Below are 22,283 nucleotides of genomic sequence, written 5' to 3' on the forward strand. Positions count from 1 at the left end.
TATTGATTATCAATTATTTATAAAATATCGTTCAGAATAAATTATTTCTGAATTTTAGACATAAGCTTCGTAAAAACGTAAAAGTCGCTGTAATCGCTTAAAAATGGGGTTAAATACAAAATGGTACTTTTCAGGTCAGTTTCTGCTGCTTGTTTTTGTAGTTTCGTTAATAATTGGTTGCGCAAGTATCCAAAAACCTCAGGGAGGTCCGCGTGACCGTACCCCGCCAAAACTTTTGCTGGCCACACCGGTAAATCAGACCAGGAATTTTGCGGCCAAACAGATCAAGCTGGATTTTGACGAATATTTTAAACTGACCAACCAATATCAGGAGATCACCCTAAGCCCGACGATGGAGACACCGCCGGAATATAAAGTGAAAGGAAAAAGCCTGGTGATCAATTTTAAAGACACGCTCTCCAAGAACACCACTTACGTGGTCAACTTCGGCAAGGCTATCCAGGACGTGAATGAATCGAACCAGTTGAAAAACTTCACCTACGTTTTTTCGACCGGTCCGCATATCGATTCGTTAAGTATTTCGGGTACCGTAGTAAATACCCAAACCAGTCTGAAAGAAAAAGATGCTACGGTGATGATATTTCCTTTAGATAAGGATACCACGTATTTCGGCAAAAAGAAACCCGCGATATTTGCTACGACAGACTCGGCCGGTAATTTCACGCTGAGCAATTTGCACGACGGTAAATACAAGATCTACGCGCTTAAAGAAACATCTGTCAACAGGATCTTTGATCAGGATGCTGAAGAGATCGCTTTCCTAAAAACGCCTGTTAACTTAACTAAGGATACCCAGAATGTACAGCTGTCCCTGTTCAAGCAAACGCCAGATAAATTCAGGGTAACTGATCGTCACTTTGATCCGGACGGTAAAATGGTATTGCTATTTAACAGACCGGTGCTTGAGCCGTCGCTAAAAATAAACCACCCGGCAGCGCTTGATGAACAAAAGATAGTGGATATCACTAAAACCCGCGACTCGGCCTATATCTATCTCAAAAACATGAATTTCGATTCGATATCGGTTTCGGTATTAGAAAAAGGACAAGTGATAGAGACCGTAAGCCGTACAAAAAGTGCGAAAGAGAGCTATCAGCGGGTGCTGAATTTTACCTATGGCCTTAATACCGATAGTAAACTTAAACCGGCTACCGACCTGATACTAATGGCATCGCAACCGGTGCAAAGCTTCGAACAGTCGAGAATCAGGTTACTGGAAGACTCGGTAGATAAAGCAGACTTCACCATCGTTAAAGATGATAAAGAACAACGGAAGTTTACCCTGAAATACAAATGGAAACAGAATGCTAAATACGAGTTGCAGATAAACGACAACGCTTTTACCAATATTTATGGGGAACGAAATAAACGCTTGTTAAGGCAATTCCAGGTTGATAAATTGGATAATTATGGCTCGGTACTAATGAAGGTAGTAGTACCTGACTCGACCAAAAGTTATATCGTTGAATTTATTTACGGACTTAACCAGGTAGTAAGGACCGATGTTGTTACAAAGACCACTAAACTGAACTATGCCAACCTCTTCGCCGGAAAATACCGCATTAAAGTGACCTACGACGATAATAGCAACGGTGTTTGGGATAGCGGAAATGTAAAGAAAGGCCTCTATCCCGAAAGCATTTTTGCACCGACTACCGTCTATACCATCAGGCCGCTTTGGGAAGATGAGCAAACTTTAGAAGTGCCCAAACAGCCAATAATACCCTAATTACTTATCAGTAAACCAGCTGGAATACAGTATATAATTTTGCGGTAATTTATTTAATAAAGCCTTTTGCTCATCAGTAAGAGGCTTTATTTTTTTAGCAGGAGAACCGGCATAAAGGTAACCCGACTCACAAATAGTATTCTCCAACACTACAGAACCTGCGCCTATGATCACATACTCTTCTACCACCGCATTATCCATTACAATAGCACCCATACCTATCAACGTATGATCCTGTAGCGTACAGCCATGCACAATAGCATTGTGACCGATAGATACATTACTACCGATCGTGGTAGCAGCTTTTAAATAAGTAGCATGGATCACCACGCCATCCTGGATGTTTGTGTTATTGCCAATGTGGATATAATTAACATCTCCCCTAACAACCGCGTTGAACCATACCGAGCAATTGTTGCCCATGATCACATCGCCAACTATAGTGCAGTTTTCGGCTATGAAACAGTCTTTACCCCAAGTTGGTATTTTATCTTTTACGGGTAGGATCAAAGGCATATATGATGTATTGAATTATTAAATTTAATTTCTAAGTTTGACCAACGATCAGCGAAAATAGCTCAGTTGGTAGAGCATCAGTTTCCCAAACTGAAGGTCGCGGGTTCGAATCCCGTTTTTCGCTCAATTGAAGTTTAAAATATTTAAATTTCTCTCCTCATGAATTTTTCTCAGCGCTATCTGCGCCTCTAATGGATAATCATTATACATTTTATAGAGACCTATCAATTCCCGTTCATCCGAAGAATTAAATTTATCGTAATAGAAAGTCGTCAATTTATCACTCTTATCTGTTATATCTTCATCTGACCCCTTAAAAAATTTGATGATCACTGATAAATTCATCCCTAAAAAAACAACAAGTATCAAAAAAACGATAGGGTCTACAAGAGAGCTAAATCTTGCTGAATGATAAGTAGTAATGGTATCTCCATCTTCAACCGTATAGGTGTAGTTTAGCAGACTAAATAGAGGTACAAACAAAGCCAAAAATATAACTAACTGTATCTTATTAGATCTGGACCACTTGGCCACCGTGCTACCAATTAATAACAACAAGGCAAAAGTTTCATTAATAAACATTACGTCATTTGAAATTTGCCAGAAAATAAAAGCGACAACAGTCAACAATAGCGTCGCTATGAGTGTTATAAATTTATATCTCCTCTCCATTTTAAATACCTTCTAAAACACCGTATCCTCCAAAACTTCCTGATGCTCCGGATAATCTGTAGTATAGTGCAATCCCCTACTTTCCTTACGTTTCATGGCTGATTTTACTACGATGTAAGATACCTGGATCAGGTTCCGCAGCTCGCAAAGTTTTACTGAGAGCTTGGTCTGTTTATAAAACGACTCCGTCTCTTCATACAACAAACCTAACCGGCGCATAGCTCGCTCCAAACGGAAATCAGAACGGACGATACCTACATAGTCATTCATCAATTTCTGCATTTCGCGCACGTTGTGTGTGACCAGGATATCTTCGTTGCTAAGTTTTACACCTTTCTCATCCCAATCGGGTATACTCTCGGGAATGTTATTTTCAGTAAACTCGATAATAGCATCTGTATAGATACGATGTGCAAAAACCAAGGCCTCTAATAAAGAATTAGATGCCAAACGGTTAGCGCCGTGCAAACCTGTTGATGCGCATTCGCCGCAGGCATATAATCTGTTTATGGTCGACTTACCAACATGATCTACCAAAACACCACCACACATATAATGGCAGGCCGGCGAAACCGGGATCATATCACGCGTCATATCAATACCGATATCTAAGCATTTGGCGTAAATGTTAGGAAAGTGTGCCAGGATATCAGCCTTGCTCCGATGGGTCACATCGAGGTGGACATAATCCTCGCCCGACTTCTTGATTTCGGCATCTATGGCGCGGGCAACAATATCACGCGGCGCTAAAGATCCACGTTCATCATACTCGTGCATAAATTCCTCGCCATTGGTACGTTTTAATATACCTCCAAAACCACGTACAGCTTCGGATATCAGGAACGAAGGATATTCACCGGGATTATATAAGGCGGTTGGATGGAATTGCATAAACTCCATATTGCGCACCTTACCTTTTGCACGATAAACCATGGCCACGCCATCACCGGTAGCAATGGTAGGGTTAGTGGTGATCGCATAGATATGCCCGGCACCACCTGCAGCCATTACCGTTACTTTAGATAATATCTTTTCCACAACACTGGTATGGGTATTAAAAGCATAGATACCGTAACAAGTGATGTCCTCGCTCTGCTTATCCACATACTCGCCCAAATGGTGTTGAGTGATCAGATCGACGGCAAAATAATGGGTCAGTATCTCGATGTTGGGGTTCTGGTGGATCTGTTCTAACAGGGTACGCTCTATCTCGAAACCGGTGATATCCTTATAATGTAGCACGCGAAACTCTGAATGTCCTCCTTCTTTGGCCAGATCATAAAAGCCTTCGGTGGTCTTGTCGAAGTTGGTTCCGTAGTCTATAATTTCCTGAATTCTTTCAGGGCCTTCTTCCACAACTATCCTAACAACTTCTTTATCGCACAATCCGTCGCCTGCATCTAAAGTGTCATCTATGTGTTTTTTAAAGGAATCTTCCTTTTTATCCACAACCACCGCAACGCCCCCCTGGGCATACTTAGTGTTGCTCTCGTCTTCGTTGGCTTTTGTAACTATCAGAACTTTACCGTGTTTGGCGGCCTTAAGGGCAAAACTCAATCCGGCTATGCCCGAACCGACCACCAGGAAATCCACATTTTTTGTCATATATAAGGTAACGATGTTTAAAAGGAGCGTATTTGTTAATAAGGGTACTAAAACCTGTTAGTTTTATGTAAACAAATAGAGGATAAGTTTCCTGACTGTGGACAACTCATCATTTATAGCCAAAATTGAATTACTTTTGCCCTACTTACAAGCAGATGTTCGGCATTAACTAACATTTTTAAAGCTAAGTAATTCTTAACAAATAACTTTTTAATAAATAATTTGGTTCTGTCATCTGCCTAAACATCAACCAAATAATAAAAACAAAAACTAACATTTTTGTTGATAACTGTGGTAAAACTCCTATTAGCAAATAAAGATCAACAGACTTTTTAACAGAACTAACACTATAATAACAATAGGTTTATTTTATATAAATAATTAATGGTTATTACTTGAATTGTGGAAATGGATACCTTAGCAGAAATAAACATCAAAGGTTTTGCCGACGAATACATCGACCCGACCCTCGATCTTTTTGATGAAATTGAAAAATTAAAAAAAGAGAAAAATGCCGTCATACTTGCGCACTACTACCAGGAACCCGACATACAGGACGTGGCCGATTACATTGGCGACAGCTTGGGCCTATCGCAACAAGCTGCCAAGACCGACGCCGACATTATAGTTTTTGCCGGTGTGCACTTTATGGCCGAAACGGCCAAGATCCTTTCGCCCACCAAGAAGGTGATCTTACCGGATATGAAAGCCGGGTGCAGTTTGGCCGACAGCTGCCCGCCACATTTGTTCGCCAAGTTCAAGGAGAAATACCCTGACCATCTGGTGATCACTTATGTGAATTGCACAGCCGAACTAAAGGCCATGAGCGATATAGTTTGTACCAGCAGCAACGCCGTACAAATTGTGGAAAGCCTACCGCCCGATCAAAAGATCATCTTCGGTCCGGATAAGAACTTAGGAGCCTACGTAGCTAAAAAGACCGGCCGCGATTTGGTATTGTGGAATGGAGCCTGCATGGTGCACGAGATATTCAGTCGTGAAAAGATATTTAAACTAAAAGAGCGCCACCCCGGAGCAAAGCTTTTAGCCCACCCCGAGTGCGAGGAAGTTATTTTGGAAATGGCCGACTATATCGGCTCGACCACCGGTATCTTAAAATATGCCACGTCCCATCCGGATAAAGAATTCATCGTAGCTACTGAGGCAGGCATTTTACACCAAATGCAAAAGGATAATCCGGATAAAGTATTTATCCCGGCGCCACCAAATAATGCCTGCGCCTGCAACGATTGCCCGCATATGAAACGTAACACGCTGGAAAAACTTTACCTGTGCCTAAAGAACGAACTACCTGAGATAGACGTCCCTGCAACTATCATTGAAAAAGCGGTAAAGCCTATCGAAAGGATGCTGGAAATATCAGCGAGATTGGGGTTGTAAAGAGAAAGGATACGATTGGCGGAATGCTGATCGTAATAAACATAACCGTCATTGCTAAGCAGCCTTGACGGTTTTTCATTTTATTGATAGACAAACACTTCGGCATAAATAATGTACTAACTGTATGAAAAGCGCCGACAAGAATATTCCTGAACAAAAGGAAGGGAAACAAACGGATTTCTCCAACGCTAAAGGCTATCCGGATCGGTTATCTGCTCATAAAGCTTATCTATCGGCAAAGGCCAAAATGTTGGACGTAAATAATTGGCACACGTATACGGGACCTGGCTCTTCGAAATTTGGCTTGGCGGACGTCAATGGAATACAACATTATAGGCTTGCCGAAAAAGGTGATCTTATTTGGGTGGATATGTCGGGCACGCCGGGACCAAATGCCGGCGATGGTTCGGAATGGGTAGTTGTCGAGGACATCTTACATATCGGTGATGCCGATGCTTTGGAAGAGTCTGTTACGATGACATTACGACCCACCAAAGCACCCGGTAACAACAGTGAAAGTATAGCGCATTTTTTTAGCGATGTATCTACTAACACTTTCATCGTAGCACGTTATGATGTTAAAGTTTCTGCTGAAGCCCACGGTAGAAATGAGGTGCCGAATAATACCGATGTCGGTTTATTTGACGCGGTCAGAAACACTTTAGTAGGTTTAACAGCCCGCACAGGTCTGTCGGGTATCCAATGGCAAACACTTGTTAATGGGCTTTTGGAAGATCAACCACATTTCTAAAAAAAAATTTTGGGCTTCGCCCATTCGACGTGGCCAGGTTGCGGCGCTAAACACACTTATCCACACCTTAAATATCAAAAAAATTTCCGGGGGCTTTGCCCCTTTTTTATGTTTTCAGGTTGCGCCGGAAATTTTGGAGCGTTAAGAAATATGTGAAAAACTCCGATCTGTCGTATCAGTAAAATCTTAAAAGATCAGCGGTCCAGATCTCGTACTTTAGCACCAAACTAAAACCAAACAAGCATGAAAAAACAATTAATAGGTTTAGTGGCCATGGCGCTTAGCGTGTGTGCTATGGAAACCAAAGCACAGATCGTTCCGCCGCCAAGTTCGGCGCAGACAATTTCTCAAGGGTTCGGCTTAGGAAAGATCACCCTGACCTACGCCAGACCAAATGTAAAGGGCCGCAAAATATTCGGCGGATTAGAGCCTTATGGTACTGTATGGCGCACAGGCGCTAACAACGCTACCTCGTTAAAATTCAGCGATGAGGTGATCATCAACAACACTAAAGTCCCGGCCGGTGAGTACGGTCTGTTCAGTATCCCGGGCGAAACCGAATGGACCATCATATTAAGTAAAAAACCGCAACAATGGGGCGCTTACACCTACAGCGATAAAGACGACTTGATGCGCTTTAAGGTGAAGAACGAAAAGCTAAAAGACCTGACCGAAACGATGTATTTAGACTTTATCAACGTTACCCCTACCACTTGCGATCTGCAAATGAAATGGGAACGCTCGAGCTTCGTTTTCCACATCGTTACAGACATCGATGCAAAAGTTGTGGCAAGGATAGACTCAGCCATGGCGACCGCGAAGAAACCTTTGTACGACGCCATTATCTACTACTACAATAATAACAAGGATATGGACAAGGCCTTAGTATGGGCCAACGAGTTAGAAAAAACTCCCGGCATGCCGGCCTGGGCTTCTAAAATGTGGAAAGCCCGTGTGCAACTAAAGAAAGGTGACAAAGCTGGTGCCATAGCTACTGCCACTGCCGGTATAGAAGCCGCTAAGAAAGATAAGAATGATGAGTATGTGCGCCTGAACAGCGAGATCATTGCTCAGGCGAAGAAGTAAGACAGTTTCGCTCAACGTCATTGCGAGGAACGAAGCGATCTCTACACGCTAAGGTCGGATAAACAAGTCCGCTCTGCAAACGCAGAGATTGCTTCGTTCCTACCCATGACGTGTTGGTCGAAGATGCTTTAAAGTCGCGCTTCCCCGCTTGATCGGGGTCAGGGGTGTGTCCTTGACTTGCAAGGTCTGCGAAAGGACACACCCCTATCAAGGGTTCTGCTTGATGCTCGTCCTGTGCTTCCCCGCTCAAGCGGGGAGACTTGGGCTTGTCATCTCACCTTCAAGTTCCAACTGATCTAAGAACTTGCATTGACGTATTTAGTAATTAACGATTTCTAAAAAAAATTCGGGGGGCTTCGCCCCTTTTTCATTTGTTCAGGTTGCGCCGAAAATTAGCACCACCAACCCCAATCAGCGGCAGCGTAATCATTCTCCTCAGCGGTCTATCAGCGGTTCAGACGAGAGACAAAGAAGCTAAAAATAATCACCGCAAAACACCCGATCGGATTCAACCATAAATAAGCCACACTATCTGTAAAACCCAATAGGCAAACCAAAGTCTCAGATAATAAAGCACCGACGAACACTGCCGTCCCTCCGATCTTTTTGAAATAGAAGGCTACTACGAACACGCCCAGGATGGTGCCGTAGATGAATGATCCTAATTGATTGACCGCTTCTAAAAGGTTACCCATCTTACCGGCAAATAAAGCCATGCCGATGCAAACTATCCCCCAAAAAAAGGTAGCCAAGCGAGATGCGAAAACGGTTTTTTTATCAGATGCTTCAGGATCGATAATGCGTTTATAAATATCGACGACCGTCGTCGACGCTAAAGAATTTAATGCGCTTGCCGTCGAACCCATCGAAGCGAGGAATACAATGGCGATCAAAAGCCCAATTAAGCCCGTAGGGAGATTTTGTGTAACGAAGCCAAGGAAGACGTAGTTGGTGTCGTCGGTGTTGGCTGAGGCGCTATTTTGCTTCATTAAGACGGTACCGCTTTTGCGAATAGCCAAGCTTTGGCTATCGATGACGGCAAGCTGTTGTTTGGCCACACCGATCTGCTGCTGATCCCCGGTTTTAATGGTCTTCAGCAGGTCCTCGCTTTTTTGATATTTAAGCTGACCGATGGCTTTGTAATCGCGCTCTAATTTTTGATACTCGGCAGCGTAAGGGCTCTGTTTGATCTTATCTACCTCGTAACGGTTAAAGAACATGGGCGAGGTATTGAACTGATAGAACGCGAACACCAGTATCCCGATCAGCAGGATCAGGAATTGCATCGGTATCTTGATCAAACCGTTCATGATCAGACCCAGCCTACTTTGTGCTACCGAACTCCCTGCCAAATAGCGCCCTACCTGACTTTGATCTGTACCAAAATAAGATAGCTGCAAAAAGAACCCACCGATCAACCCGCTCCAGACGGTGTAACGATTGTTCCAGTCAAACTTCCAGTCGATCACATTCATCTTGCCCATTTTGCCTGCCAATTGCAGCGAGTCTATAAAGCCGACCTCTTTGGGCAGCAGTTTCACCACCATCACCCCGGCAAAGAACATCCCTAAAAAGATAATGCTCATCTGCATTACCTGAGTATAGGATACCGCTTTTGTACCGCCGTACACAGTATAGAACGTAACCAGCAGACCGATGAACAGCGTGGTATGCACCACATTGATATTCAAGATAGTTGACAGGATGATAGAGGGCGCGTAAATAGTGATCCCGGTAGATAGTCCCCGTTGGATGAGGAACAGGCCGGAGGTGAGGGTGCGGGTCTTCAGGTCAAAACGTTGCTCTAAAAATTGATAAGCGGTATAAACCTTAAGCTTATGAAAGATGGGGATGAACGTGATGCACAGCACGATCATGGCCAGCGGCAACCCGAAGTAGAATTGCACAAAGCGCATCCCATCATTATAGGCCTGCCCGGGTGCAGAGAGAAAAGTAATGGCGCTGGCTTGCGTGGCAATGACAGATAACCCGACATGGTACCACTTCAGCGAACGGTTGCCGACCAGGAACTGATCAGCATTTTGCTGACGGCCGCTCTTCCACACACCGTACCCGACGATGGAGAGCAGGGTAACGATAAGAACGATCCAGTCGGTTATGCTCATTCAAGATAAATTGTAACGAGCCAAAATACTAAAATTAAAAAAACCAGCCATACAGCCACAAGGGTGTAAAACTGGTTCCAGTTACGTATAAATGATGGCAGCTCCGGATCAGGCGTCGGCACGGCCTTTAACCAATGCATTGTAGAAGAACGCCGCGAACAGCAGACCGGTAACTACACCGCCAATAATAGCGTTGATACCCAGATCCAACAGTAGGCCTACAAAAAAGCCGGCACCGGCACCTACTAACAAATACAGGTTAAGTATATTTTCTTTCTTTTCGGGAGTATGGTGTGACATAGTAATATTTTATGTGACGCAAATGTAGCCGATAAATGTTTAATGTGCAAAGTTTTTGTCATCCTTGAGCTTAGCTAAGGATCGGGATGTTGGTGGGTGTTATCAATATCCGTGAAGGCATCGATCTGCAACTCATCGGTTGCGCGTTTTGTAAAAAATTTCAAAACGCAAAAAAAGCATGTTTTTTTGATCAAAAACATGCTTTTAGCAGGGGTAAAACGAACGGATATTTGCAAGTCCTAATACGTTGCCGCCAGTTTCAAAGCTTCATAAGCGTTAACGATACCACCCGTTTGGCAGATATCACTGAACAATACTTTGCGTTTACCATCACCATTTTTAACGGTCACTTTATGGTCTACTTTTACTGCCGATTTCATTAGGATCTCCTTCACCTGAAGAGCGGTCAGTTTTGGGTAGTAAGAACGGATCAGCGCAGCCAGGCCCGACACTACCGGGGCCGACATGCTTGTGCCATCCTGCTCTTTATATTTTGAACCAGGCATGGTAGAGTTGATCTTTACGCCCGGCGCATAAACATCCACCGTATTTTTGCCGTAGTTAGAAAATGGCGCGGCCAGCGTTTCATCATCGATATAGCCCGATGCGCCTATCTCTATCCATGCGGCTGCTTCGCCACTTTTATCTTCATAAAATTTATTGGGGAAGCCCGGCTCTTTGTCGTTATCCTTTCCATCGTTGCCGGCCGAATGTACGATCAGTACATCTTTGCTCATGGCAAATTTAACGGCATCATCTACAGCGGTTTTGTTGCTGGAGTAGCCTTTACCAAAACTCATGTTGATCACTTTGGCACCGTTGGCCGCCGCGTACCTGATAGCATTAGCTACGTCCTTATCGCGCTCATCGCCATTAGGGACGGTACGTACCGACATAATAGCCACATCGTCGGCCACGCCTTTAATGCCCAGATCGTTGTCCCGTACAGCGGCAATAATACCCGCCACGTGTGACCCATGGTCAGGTGCCGGACCTGCCGCGTCGCCTGTGCCATAATTGCGTTCGTTCACGTCGGCATAGTTATCGCCAACGGTATCGCGCGAGTCGAAATTGATATTGAAATGGTAGTCTAACTGCTCGCGGTAGTGCTTCATCGCGCCGTAGATCTCTTCTTCCATAAAGTTATTGAAGTCGCCGGTACCCCAATTCTCTAAGGCTATCTTTTGCAATTGAGTTTCCGCCGGGTCTTCGGGACTATAATCTGCAAATTGCTTTTTGCTTGGGTTGCGGGAGCCCATTTTGCTCACCATAGAGTTAAACTTTAAAGCTACGTTAAGCATATTGTTCGAGCTTTCTTTGGCCTTATCTATTTTGCCCTGCAACTCGGCCACCATTTTTTGATAGGCCTTATAAGCTTCCTTATCGGTTGGTGCGATGTTCTTGGGGTCTGCAAACTTGGCCTGGCCGAGGCGGATCTGGCGCACCAGTTCTAAATTATCATACTGGATACTGCCTTTGGCCGAGCCTAAAAAGCTCCAGCCGTGTACGTCGTCGGCGTAGCCGTTCTTATCATCGTCGGTGGTGTTGGCGGCTGTCTCTTTGGGGTTTACCCACATGATCTTTTTCAGGTCCTCGTGTTTGATGTCTACCCCGGCATCCAGTACGGCCACAACTACCGGCACATGTTTTTTACCTTTCAGCAACTCGTTGTAGGCTTTTTCGGTACTGATGCCGAACTGCCCGTCAGCTTTCAGATCCAGGTTTTGCCAGTTAGGCAGCGGCGCTTTAATTTTTTGTGCCGACGAAAAAATAGGCGCGCAAATAGCTGCGCCCAAAAGCAATAGTTTAAAATGACGAGGAATCATTGTGTTAAGGTTTGTAGTTAATTATTGTTTATTGTGTTGAAGCAGCGGCCCGCTTACTTGGGCCGCGCCAGCAAATTAATAAATAATCTGTATGCGCCGGGCACACCGGCAGGCAACTCTCTAAAAAAATCTAAAGAAGTGTAAACGAAGCGCCCCTTACCATAGTCGGTGTATATCAGCGAGCCATTGTTGGCTTTCTCGCCCGGATCGTTCATCTCAAATGGGGTTTGATACTTAGGGTCGATGCTTGCGGCGAAATACAGGCCACGCTCTTGTACCCAATCTTTCATATCATCCTGGGTGATCTTGTTGGGGTAATTCAACAGCGGACTGTTAGGCAACACATAATTTACAGGTGCCGACTCGTCGGTTACCCGTTGATTCACTACTTTAAAAGGATACGGACCGATCTGGTTAGTGACCAAATTATTATAGGTATTATACTGTACCAGGTAAGTGCCGCCCGCATTTACATATTCCAGTAACTTGGGCTGCATCACCACCATGCGGGGGTTAACATTGTAGGCGCGCACACCAGCAACAATAGCATCATAACTTGACAAGTTGCCGTGCAAAACTTCATCCTCGGTCAACATCACCACATCAAAACCTACTTGCTTTAAAGCATCGGCCACCTGATCGCCGGCACCGTTAATGTAACCTATCTTTTTTCCTTTAACCAACAGGTCTATGTTCACCAGTTTAGCTTCCGCGGGAGGGAAGAGGGTGATGTTGGGGATGTGATCATACTTAATGCGCATAAAACCCAGGGACGAAGTTTGCCCGTTGATCTCAGCCACGGCGGTCACCACATCATTTTTAGGCCGGCCATCCAATGGTGATACCTGGAATTCGGCTACCCATTCGTCACCTTTCTTTTTGCCGGTAAAATCTATCTTAGCCGGACTGATCTTCCAGCCTTGTACCGGTTTCAAACTCACGCTACCGTTGCCGTCCACAAAGGCTTTCAGGTTCACCTGTACAGTTTGCGGCTTATTCATTTGCAGGGTATAGATATAATTTTTACCTGCGATATTGGCCGTGATCGGTGGGGTGATCTCTACCGGTTGGTAGATCTCGCCTTTGGCAGGATCGGTGAATTTGTAAACAAGTTTTCTGTCGACTTTTATTTTAAAAAGTCCTGTATCCATTCCAAATCCTAATGTAAAGATTACTTTAGGTGCGTCTGGATTTTCGGGGTTGCCAACGAGTGTATCATTTGGCAGAGTATACATTCCTATTCCATGTGGAGCAGCCAACCAATACGGTTGGGACAGATTTTTTGCATACGGAGTTGTGCCACGTGAACTCGATCGATTTTCCATTTGATTTGATTCTAACAGAAAACCGTGTGTCGATATGGTGCTCATTGTAGCATATCCTCCCGCATTAATATTGGATGACACCACCAGCGGATGCCTACCTATCATTTGTGCTTTAACTCTTATTGTGTCTCCAAGTGCGTACGTTGGAGCAAAGGAATATGCCTCGAACCATAATCCTGAACAAGCTACTATCAGATCTTTTAATTCACCGTCTTTCTCATCTCGCCAATAAGCCTTCGATAATTTTTGTATCATGCCAAGTAATTTGAGTTCGTTCTTCACCGACCTTTCCGGATGCTCATCATCAAAGTTCTTTTTAATATCAGCGATCGCTGCTGATATCCCTTCGCTGCCTTTCACCCTGTTCCAGGTCACATCCACACCATCCATCAGGTCGGTCTTGGGAGCATCGCCTAAAATGGTCTTAAAATATTCAAAATACTGCCCGCGTTGACGGGCGGTACCAAAACCTTGTGAACGATGGTTGGAGCGGCTCTCGGCAGCTATCTCGCCAATATTCTTTCCTAAAAGTGGGTTGTAAACCCCAACATCTATTTTGAACTGATCTGGTGCGGTCAAGTTAGTGCCGCCAAAATTGAAGGTGTTCCACAGCAGGCGTTTGGCTTGCCATGGTTGTACATATTTTAACTGTTCGGGGAAACGTTTCGGGTCGGCTGCCGCGGCAAAGGCTTCTTGTGCTAAAATAGCGGATGAGGTGTGGTGGCCGTGGCCACCCTCCCCCGTCGTGGGGAAGCGGGTGATCATTATATCGGGACGGAACTTGCGGATCACCCAAACCACATCACCTAAAATCTTTTCGCGGTCCCAGATCTTCAGCGTCTCCTCGGGATTTTTGCTGAAGCCGAAATCGTTGGCGCGGGTAAAGAATTGCTCGGCGCCATCCACACGGCGGGCAGCTAATAGCTCTTGTGTGCGGATCAATCCTAATAGTTCGCTTTGCTCGTTACCGATCAGGTTCTGCCCACCGTCGCCGCGGGTGAGCGAGAGGTAGCCGGTGCGGTAGTGTTTCTCCTGGGCTAAATAGGCTAACAGGTTGGTATTCTCGTCGTCGGGATGGGCGGCGATATAGAGTACGCTGCCCAAAACCTGCATTTTATTAAGGGCCTGTTTAATGGCGACGGTGTTGGCGGGTGGTGCCGTTTGCGCTATGGCACTTTTTACAAATAGCAGCGAAAACAGGGGTAAATATTTCAATATCATTTACGAGCGGATGGATACTGCCAAAATAATTAATAAAGTTTTAAATAATGGTCACGGCAGATCAATTAACGATGTGTGGTAACCGCCGCGCTGTTAATCGATTGATTGATATTTTTATCATTGATAATCAAATACTTAATTAACGTTTACAATGTTATGACAGGTAGCAAAACACAATAATCAATCGTTTGATTAATTTTGTGCCGTTAAAAATTATCATGGACAAAGATAAGATAGATAAAAAGGACCATATCCTGGATGTAGCCGAGCGCGTGTTCTCGGATCATGGTTTCGACGGCGCTTCTACCCGCAAGATATCGGGCGAGGCCGGCGTGAACATGGCAATGCTAAATTACTACTTCGGATCTAAAGAAGGATTGTTCCTTGCTGTGATCAACCGTAAGATCAGCGGGTTCAGGGATATCCTGATCAGTATCACCAACGAGAGCGATACCACCCAATGGGAAAAGATCGCTAAATATATTGAGCTCTATAGCGAGAAAATAGTCTCTAACAATTGTTTCCAAAAATTACTGTATCAGGAAATGGGCATGAACCGCCGGACTGGATTGGCTAATGAAGTGCGTAGTATATTGATGCAGAACGTTGGCGAATTGAAGAAGATAATGCGCGAGGGTATTGAAAAAGGCGAGTTTAAAGAGGATAGTGATCTGGAGATGGTGATAGCCACCTTGTATGGTACTAAAAACTACGTCGTCAACATGCCTTTAATGTCATCAGCTCTGTTCGGGTTTGATATACAAGATGATAAAATGTTGGAAGGGCAATTTAAGCCTCGCATGAAAACCTACATGAAAAACCTACTCAAGTCATACTTACTTAAATAATAAGCAGCACACACAAATATATGAACACACCTAATAATTCATCAACCCAACGGTACCTGCCGGGTACAGCGGGCAAGGCTTTGGCTTTGGCGCTGGCACTCACAGCTTCCGTTTTTGGCGCACGGGCGCAGGACCGGGCCATTACGCTGGATGAGGCCATTAAGTTGGGCCTGGAGACCAGCAAAACATTAAAACTATCGCAAACTAAGATAGACCAGGCGGTATCGCAATTTGCCCAGGCTAAAGATAAGGCCCTGCCTACCGGTAATGTAAGCCTCGCTTATAACCGTGCACAGATCCCGGCTAATACGTTAGATCTTGGCGCTGGCGACCCTATCCGGTTGCCATCAGCAGCTAATGCTTTTTTAGGCATTGCTTCGGTTAACGAAACCATTTTTGCAGGCCGCAGATTGCGCTACGCGCAAGAGTCGACCGATCTGTTGGTCAAAGCCGCTAAGCTGGATGCAGATAAGGATAAGGAAGAGATAGCTTATAACGTCATCTCCGAATATTATAACCTGTATAAGGTAATGCAAAGCAAAAAGGTGGTCGACCAGAACCTGAAGACCATTGATGCGCAGATCAAACAATCGCAGCGCTTTTTTGAGCAAGGCTTAGTGACCAAGAACGATGTGTTACGTTTCCAATTGCAACGCGCTAATGTGGAGTTGAACGGCATCGACCTGGAGAACAACCGCAAAATCGTTAACTACAATCTGGATATCCTGTTGGGTTTGCCTGAAGGTACCCAACTGAGCATTGCCCAGAACATGACCCCGGATAAAAATGTTGGCCCTATGTCTACCTACTTAGATTCGGCATATACTAACCGTAAGGAGCTAAGGGTGATGGATATCCGCACACAGTCGGCAGAGACCAACATCAAGTCGATCAACGCAGAAAAGTCGCCGACCTTATCGGCAAGTCTTGGCGCATACTATGTAAATGCTTCGGCTAATCCATTGCCACGTAGCGGCCAGTTCATAACCCCCATAACCGCCGGCTTAACTGCTGCCTGGAACTTCGGGACGTTATGGACCACTAAAAATAAAGTGACCGAAGCAAGGATAGAGCGCGACCAGACCGTGATCAATAAAGGCATCGTTACCGACAACATCAAGAACGAGGTTAACCGCAACTATCAAACATATCAGACCGCTTTAAGCAAGATCAAATTGCTGCAAACGTCAATAGATCAGGCGGGCGAGAACAACAAGATCCTGGAGAATAAATACCAAAGCAACATCGCCTCAGCAACCGATCGCGCAGACGCGAACACCTTGCTTTACCAGGCCCAGATCAACCTGGAATTAGCCAAAGCCGATGCAGGCCTGGCTTACTATACTTTACTAAAGTCGACCGGATCATTAACCAAATAATTTTAACACACGCATAACATCAAAATACAATGGCAACAGAACAAAATACCGCAGCAGCACCTAAAAAGAAGAATAAGGTTGTTCCCATCATCCTTGCGCTGGTACTGATAGGCGGCTCGATATTCGGGATAAAAGAATATATCTATTACAGCAAACACGAGGATACTGACGACGCTCAGATAGATGCCGACATCAGTCCGGTAGTGGCCCGCGTTGGCGGATATGTAGACAGTATCTATTTTGAGGATAACCAACTGGTAAAAAAAGGCCAGGTATTAGTTAAGATAGATGACCACGACTATAAAATAAAAGTAGAGCAGGCCCAAGCCGCTAAAGAAGGCGCCGGCAGCAGCACCGGTGTAAATGAGGCACAAGTGCTATCGCAAACCGCAAATTCATCAAGCGCTAAAGCGCAGGCTGTATCGGCACAGGCCCGTTTAGAGAAAGCCGAGAAAGATTACGCTCGTTACGCCAATCTGGTAAAAGATGGTAGCGTTACCCAACAGCAATTTGATCAGGCTAAAGCCGACCGTGATGTAGCCGTTGCTACTTACCGTGCCGCGCAAGATCAGTACAAAGCTTCGGTTGAGCAGATCGGTGCAACACGTAGCCAAATGAACGTGATCAATACCGGTGTCACTCAAAAGCAAGTAGATATAGATTATGCTAACCTGCAATTAAGCTACACTACACTTAAAGCACCTGCCAATGGTATCACATCAAAAAAATCTATCCAGGTAGGTCAGTTAGTGCAAGCCGGGCAGACCTTATTTTCGGTAGTGAACGAGAACAGCATGTACGTGACCGCCAACTTTAAAGAGACGCAATTAGAGAAATTGAAGAACGGCCAAAAAGTGGATATAGAGGTTGATGCTTTCCCCGATACTAAGATAGAGGGTACGGTTTACAACTTTTCGCCTGCTACCGGCGCCAAATTCTCTTTGCTGCCTCCGGATAATGCTACCGGTAACTTTGTGAAAGTAGTACAAAGGGTGCCTGTAAAAATTAAAATTAACGCTGATAAAGAGGTGATGGCAAAATTGCGCGCCGGCATGAGTGTTAATGTATCTGTACTAACTAAAGAATAATACAATGGCTGAAACAGGCTTTAAAAAGTGGATCATCACCATTACGGTGATCGTGGCTTCGTTACTGGAGCTGATAGATACCACTATTGTGAACGTTGCCCTGCCCCACATGCAGGGTAACCTTGGGGCGACCCTTGAAGACGTGGCCTGGGTAGTGACCGGATATGCAGTTGCCAACGTAATTATATTACCGATGTCGGGCTGGTTAGGTGCCCGCTTTGGGCGGAAGAATTACTTCCTGACATCGATCATCGTGTTCACCATCGTGTCTTTTTTATGCGGTAACGCAGAGACGATGGACGAGCTGATCATCTTCCGTATCCTGCAAGGTTTAGCCGGTGGTGGTTTAATATCTACCGCGCAAGCTATCCTGATAGAGACCTGGCCGCGCGAACAGATCGGTACGGCTACGGCTCTATTCGGTCTGGGTGCGGTGGTAGGCCCGACGTTTGGGCCAACCATTGGTGGTTGGATCGTAGAACATTACGACTGGCCTTGGATATTTTATGTAAACATCCCGGTAGGTATCCTGGCTGCATTCTTTACCTACACGTACATTAATGAAACGCCCAAGGACACCAGTAAACCGGTGGATTGGTGGGGTATTATCTTGCTGGCGGTTGCCGTAGGCAGCTTACAGACCGTGTTAGAGAAAGGTGAAAGCGAAGATTGGTTCGCTAAGACGTACATCATTGTACTGACCGTGACCGCGGTATTAGGGGTACTCCTCTTTATATGGAGGGAAATGACCTACGACCACCCGATCGTGAATTTCGCCATCCTCCGGCACCGGAGTTTTACGGTGGGGATGTTTACATCCTTTGTATTAGGGTTTGGTTTGTATGGGTCTATGTTCGTGTTCCCGGTGTTCTGTCAGAATTTGTTAGGGTTTAACGCCCAGCAAACCGGCGAGCTATTGTTCCCCGGTGGTATATGCACCATTGTGATGATGCCTTTTATTGGTAAGATGCTGAACAAGGGTATCCCGGCGCAATTTATGGCGACAGTGGGCATGTTCTTATTCTTTGTGTTTGCCAATATGCTAAGCAAGTCGACACTGGCTACCGGCGAGAAAGACGTGTTAGTGCCCTTATTGATCCGTGGTGTTGGTATGGCTCTACTATTCGTTCCGTTGACTACTTTAGCCATGGCCGACCTTAAAGGCCCGGAAATAGGCCAGGGGTCCGGTCTGAATAACATGATGCGCCAGTTAGGCGGCTCGTTCGGTATCGCGATCTTAACTACTGTTATCCACAATCGCTCTGGCAAACACCGTAGTGATCTGCTGGTAAACGTTAACGAATACAACCCGATATTTACAGATAGACTTAACGGCCTGGTCCACGGTTTTATGAATACCGGTAAGTCATTGCACGATGCCACCGCGATGGCCTATAAAGCCATTGAAGGCATGGTGACCCGCCAAACCATGTTGCTGACCTACGATGATGCCTATTGGTTATCGGGCATGATCATGCTATGTTCTATACCGTTATTGTATCTGCAGCCATTTAAGAAATTAAAGGCGGTTGCGGATGCGCATTAAAGTTCAAGACCCCTCCCAACCCTCTCCGAAGGGGAGGACTGTAAAAGTCCTTAGAACCCTCCCCCTCGGGGAGGGCAGGGAGGGTTAAAAAAATAAAGCCGTTCTGCTATGAAACAGAACGGCTTTTTTCCCAAAAATCAACAATTAAGTTTACGCCTCTCGGCGTGTTTAATCATTTTACTAAACTAAAAAATTTTAATTAATATCTAAAATTTTTTTCAAATGCTCATTATGAGTTTATTAAACTCATTTTAGCTTAAAAAAGGGATAACAACAACTTAATGCGCTATCCCTTTTTGTTGGTATTGTAAAGCACCTAAAACTTTAGTAAAGGATCTTTCCGGTAGCGGTCACTAAAGACGCGATGCGGACAGCGTCGAAAATACGCTCTTCTGTGGTCTGCAATTTGATCAATGAATCCTCGTGCGCGTTAACACACATTTCGCAACCATTAACAGCCGAAATAGCTAAACTCATCAATTCAAAAAATTCTTTACCGGTCACCGGCTTCATCATCAGCTGCATGCGAATGCGGGCCGGGATCTGGGTGTACTTTTCTTTTTGCGTAAAGTGACGGAAACGATAGAACACGTTGTTAGCGGCTAATAGCGATGCACAGCCCGCAGCCTCAGCTATTTCTGCAGCAGTTGCTTCGCTTTGCTCGGCGTAGGCGGTAAAGTATTTGGTCAGCACATCATTGTTATTGTTAATGGCGGTGCTTAGGGCCAGCAGGGCGCATTCTTTATTGCTCAGGTGCGCTGATGTCAGCACGCTGGTGAAGTTCAGTTTAAAGTCGCGTAAGTAGCGTGATTCGCCTTTCTCTAACAAGGTAAGGCTTTCGGTACGATAAGCGGTATCAACGCCAATGGCGGTCAATATTTCGGATATGATCTCTGTAGATTCGTTCATGATGTTTTTTGTTTAAGATGTAACCACAAAGGTCACAAAGAAAGAAGCACGAAGGACACAAAGCCCTTCTTAGGCAAATGCTTTTAAAGACAAAGGCCACATCGAATATTCTTTGTGACCTTTGTGAAACCTTAGTGTCCTTTGTGGTTAAAAAGACTAAAAGCTAATTATACAGTTAAAGTTTCCTGACCTTTTTCCCAGTTGCAAGGACAAAGCTCGTCGGTTTGTAAGCCGTCCAGTACACGTAAAACTTCAGCAACGTTACGGCCAACGCTCAGGTCGTTAACACATACCCAACGAATAACGCCGGTAGGGTCGACAATGAAAGTAGCACGGTAAGCGATCTTTTCGGTAGGCTCTAAAATACCCAGGTCTTCGGCTAATGATTTAGAAGTATCAGCTAACATTGGGAATTTAAGATCACGCAGATCGTCGTGGTCTCTTCTCCAGGCAGCGTGTACAAATTCAGAGTCGGTAGAAGCACCGATCAAACGGGTCTCGCGGTCGCGGAATTCGCCAAAGTTCTTGTTGAACTCAGCGATCTCGGTAGGGCAAACAAAAGTAAAGTCTTTTGGCCACCAGAACATCACGGTCCAAACGTTATCGTCATTCACCAGGTAATCAGAGGTTAATGTTTCAAATTCTTTACCTTTTTCAAGGCTAACAACCGCTGTTTTAGAGAATGATGGGAATTTTTGTCCTACAGTTAACATAATTGTATGTTTTTTTAAGTTTTGTTAATTATTTGCTACAAAAATACGGTTTTTGATGCAAAGGCTTTTATCGAAAGAGTTGATGCGATATAGAAAAAATCGATGTGGTGTAACTGGTTGAGGGTCATTGATAAGAGAGTCAAGGTCACAAAGAAACGGAAACGCAAAGGGCACAAAGCTTTGCATCCCGAACACAACCTTTGTGTCCTTTGTGCAAACCTCCGCGCCCTTTGTGGTTAGTTAAACACCAATGAGCTTAAAAGAGCAACTCGATCTCCCCGCCAAAAACCAACTCGGCCGGGCCTTCTAAAAAGATGTTGGTGAATTTAGCGCCGTCGTAGTTAAAACGAATATTCATGTTGCCGCCCAATACACGGATAGGTGTGTTGATGGTACCCGTTTGTCCTTTATCTCGCGCCATGGCTAAAGCCACGGCGGTTACACCGGTACCGCAGGCATAGGTCTCGTCCTCTACACCACGTTCGAAAGTGCGGACGAAGTAGCCCTCGCCTTCCGGCTCCACAAAATTTACGTTGATGCCTTTGACTTTGTACGTTTCGTTATTGCGGATGGCGTAACCGTCGTTGTAAACATTTTTATCGGTAAGGCCTTTGGCAAATGTTACGTAGTGTGGTGATCCCGTGTTCAATACGTAAGCTTCTGCATCGCGGGTCACGGTATCTACATCTATCATTTGCAGGCTTACCCAATTGCCATCTGCTGAAATTTTGGCATGGTGCGGACCGTCCACCGCCAAAAAGTCGGTCTCGGTGTCAATGACACCCAGTTGCTTAGCGAATGCGACGATGCAACGACCACCATTGCCACACATGCTGCTCGGTTGGCCGTCGGCATTGTAATAGACCATCTCAAAATCGTAGCCATCCTTACTCTGCAAGAACATGATACCATCGCCGCCGACACCGAAACGGCGGTCGCACAGGCGGGCTATCATAGCCGGATCGTGGTGGTTTATAGCTAAAAACCGGTTATCGATCATAATAAAATCGTTGCCGGCACCCTGATATTTATAAAAAGGAATTTTCACAGTCCAATATTAAGCATTTATGTGTTTTTACGGTCTAACAAAAACCATGCTTTGGGTATTAATGACATAGCGCTGAGCATTTAACATTTTTTAACAAAATTGCCGTTAACATATTATTGACTAAATAGTCCTATTGGTACTAAATTTGAAATTAGAATTTAAACCTATTTAAA

The 22,283-nt window shown here is 44.9% G+C and carries 18 protein-coding genes and 1 tRNA gene; 9 read left to right on the forward strand and 10 right to left on the reverse strand.

All coding sequences use genetic code 11. The features are described from left to right. Positions 1-103 precede the first annotated feature (103 nt). Positions 104-1,750, forward strand: coding sequence for an Ig-like domain-containing protein (locus IRJ16_RS05175; protein WP_194110466.1), 1,647 nt, complete (start codon positions 104-106; stop codon positions 1,748-1,750). Here IRJ16_RS05175 and IRJ16_RS05180 read toward each other — a convergent pair whose 3' ends face one another. After that, positions 1,751-2,266, reverse strand: a complete 516-nt coding sequence (locus tag IRJ16_RS05180; RefSeq protein ID WP_194110467.1) for a gamma carbonic anhydrase family protein — start codon at positions 2,264-2,266, stop codon at positions 1,751-1,753. A 51-nt stretch (positions 2,267-2,317) separates the two neighbouring features. Between IRJ16_RS05180 and IRJ16_RS05185 the strand changes: the two genes are divergently transcribed. After that, a tRNA-Gly gene (locus tag IRJ16_RS05185) sits at positions 2,318-2,390 on the forward strand. Here the strand turns inward: IRJ16_RS05185 and IRJ16_RS05190 are convergent. After that, complete coding sequence (locus tag IRJ16_RS05190; RefSeq protein ID WP_194110468.1) at positions 2,390-2,938, reverse strand: hypothetical protein; 549 nt, start codon at positions 2,936-2,938, stop codon at positions 2,390-2,392. The two genes, IRJ16_RS05185 and IRJ16_RS05190, sit on opposite strands and share 1 nt — an antisense overlap. 12 nt (positions 2,939-2,950) lie before the next feature. Beyond that, a complete protein-coding gene (gene nadB / locus IRJ16_RS05195) occupies positions 2,951-4,543 on the reverse strand; it encodes an L-aspartate oxidase (protein ID WP_194110469.1) in 1,593 nt (530 codons plus the stop codon). Between the two features lie 408 nt (positions 4,544-4,951). On the opposite strand from nadB, the gene nadA reads away from it, so the two are divergent. The 3 genes from nadA to IRJ16_RS05210 all read left to right on the forward strand — a co-directional run bounded on the left by nadA (position 4,952) and on the right by IRJ16_RS05210 (position 7,781). Then, complete coding sequence (nadA, locus tag IRJ16_RS05200) at positions 4,952-5,944, forward strand: quinolinate synthase NadA (RefSeq protein WP_194110470.1); 993 nt, start codon at positions 4,952-4,954, stop codon at positions 5,942-5,944. 124 nt (positions 5,945-6,068) lie between these two features. Next, positions 6,069-6,695 (forward strand): hypothetical protein, encoded by a 627-nt coding sequence (locus IRJ16_RS05205; protein WP_194110471.1) that lies wholly within the window; start codon positions 6,069-6,071, stop codon positions 6,693-6,695. 243 nt (positions 6,696-6,938) lie between these two features. Further along, the gene (locus tag IRJ16_RS05210; RefSeq protein WP_194110472.1) at positions 6,939-7,781 is read left to right on the forward strand and encodes a DUF2911 domain-containing protein; all 843 of its coding nucleotides are present in this window, start codon (positions 6,939-6,941) and stop codon (positions 7,779-7,781) included. 446 nt (positions 7,782-8,227) lie between these two features. Here the strand turns inward: IRJ16_RS05210 and IRJ16_RS05215 are convergent, their stop codons facing one another. From IRJ16_RS05215 to IRJ16_RS05230, 4 genes are all read right to left on the reverse strand, one after another. Further along, positions 8,228-9,907 (reverse strand): sodium:solute symporter, encoded by a 1,680-nt coding sequence (locus IRJ16_RS05215; protein WP_194110473.1) that lies wholly within the window; start codon positions 9,905-9,907, stop codon positions 8,228-8,230. A gap of 108 nt (positions 9,908-10,015) precedes the next feature. Further along, the gene (locus IRJ16_RS05220) at positions 10,016-10,207 is read right to left on the reverse strand and encodes a hypothetical protein (RefSeq protein ID WP_194110474.1); all 192 of its coding nucleotides are present in this window, start codon (positions 10,205-10,207) and stop codon (positions 10,016-10,018) included. 239 nt (positions 10,208-10,446) lie between these two features. Beyond that, positions 10,447-12,033: a S8 family peptidase gene (locus IRJ16_RS05225; RefSeq protein ID WP_194110475.1), complete on the reverse strand. Its 1,587-nt coding sequence runs from the start codon at positions 12,031-12,033 to the stop codon at positions 10,447-10,449. Between the two features lie 53 nt (positions 12,034-12,086). After that, complete coding sequence (locus IRJ16_RS05230) at positions 12,087-14,579, reverse strand: PIG-L family deacetylase (RefSeq protein ID WP_194110476.1); 2,493 nt, start codon at positions 14,577-14,579, stop codon at positions 12,087-12,089. Between the two features lie 218 nt (positions 14,580-14,797). Between IRJ16_RS05230 and IRJ16_RS05235 the strand changes: the two genes are divergently transcribed. Genes IRJ16_RS05235 through IRJ16_RS05250 form a run of 4 tightly spaced genes read left to right on the forward strand, consistent with a single transcriptional unit; the run spans position 14,798 to position 19,440 of the window. Continuing rightward, positions 14,798-15,427 (forward strand): TetR/AcrR family transcriptional regulator, encoded by a 630-nt coding sequence (locus IRJ16_RS05235; protein WP_194110477.1) that lies wholly within the window; start codon positions 14,798-14,800, stop codon positions 15,425-15,427. Positions 15,428-15,447: 20 nt separating this feature from the next. Further along, positions 15,448-16,806, forward strand: a complete 1,359-nt coding sequence (locus IRJ16_RS05240) for a TolC family protein (RefSeq protein ID WP_194110478.1) — start codon at positions 15,448-15,450, stop codon at positions 16,804-16,806. 29 nt (positions 16,807-16,835) lie between these two features. Beyond that, positions 16,836-17,894: an HlyD family secretion protein gene (locus IRJ16_RS05245; protein ID WP_194110479.1), complete on the forward strand. Its 1,059-nt coding sequence runs from the start codon at positions 16,836-16,838 to the stop codon at positions 17,892-17,894. A gap of 4 nt (positions 17,895-17,898) precedes the next feature. After that, complete coding sequence (locus IRJ16_RS05250; protein WP_194110480.1) at positions 17,899-19,440, forward strand: DHA2 family efflux MFS transporter permease subunit; 1,542 nt, start codon at positions 17,899-17,901, stop codon at positions 19,438-19,440. Between the two features lie 324 nt (positions 19,441-19,764). Here the strand turns inward: IRJ16_RS05250 and IRJ16_RS05255 are convergent, their stop codons facing one another. The 3 genes from IRJ16_RS05255 to dapF all read right to left on the reverse strand — a co-directional run bounded on the left by IRJ16_RS05255 (position 19,765) and on the right by dapF (position 22,110). Continuing rightward, positions 19,765-20,349 (reverse strand): carboxymuconolactone decarboxylase family protein, encoded by a 585-nt coding sequence (locus IRJ16_RS05255; protein ID WP_194110481.1) that lies wholly within the window; start codon positions 20,347-20,349, stop codon positions 19,765-19,767. Positions 20,350-20,516: 167 nt separating this feature from the next. Then, complete coding sequence (locus tag IRJ16_RS05260; RefSeq protein WP_194110482.1) at positions 20,517-21,062, reverse strand: peroxiredoxin; 546 nt, start codon at positions 21,060-21,062, stop codon at positions 20,517-20,519. 256 nt (positions 21,063-21,318) lie between these two features. Continuing rightward, on the reverse strand, positions 21,319-22,110 hold the full coding sequence (gene dapF, locus IRJ16_RS05265; protein ID WP_194110483.1) for a diaminopimelate epimerase: 792 nt from the start codon (positions 22,108-22,110) through the stop codon (positions 21,319-21,321). Positions 22,111-22,283: the final 173 nt, after the last annotated feature.

It is taken from the genome of Mucilaginibacter myungsuensis (assembly GCF_015222005.1).
In the GTDB taxonomy this organism is placed as follows: domain Bacteria; phylum Bacteroidota; class Bacteroidia; order Sphingobacteriales; family Sphingobacteriaceae; genus Mucilaginibacter; species Mucilaginibacter myungsuensis.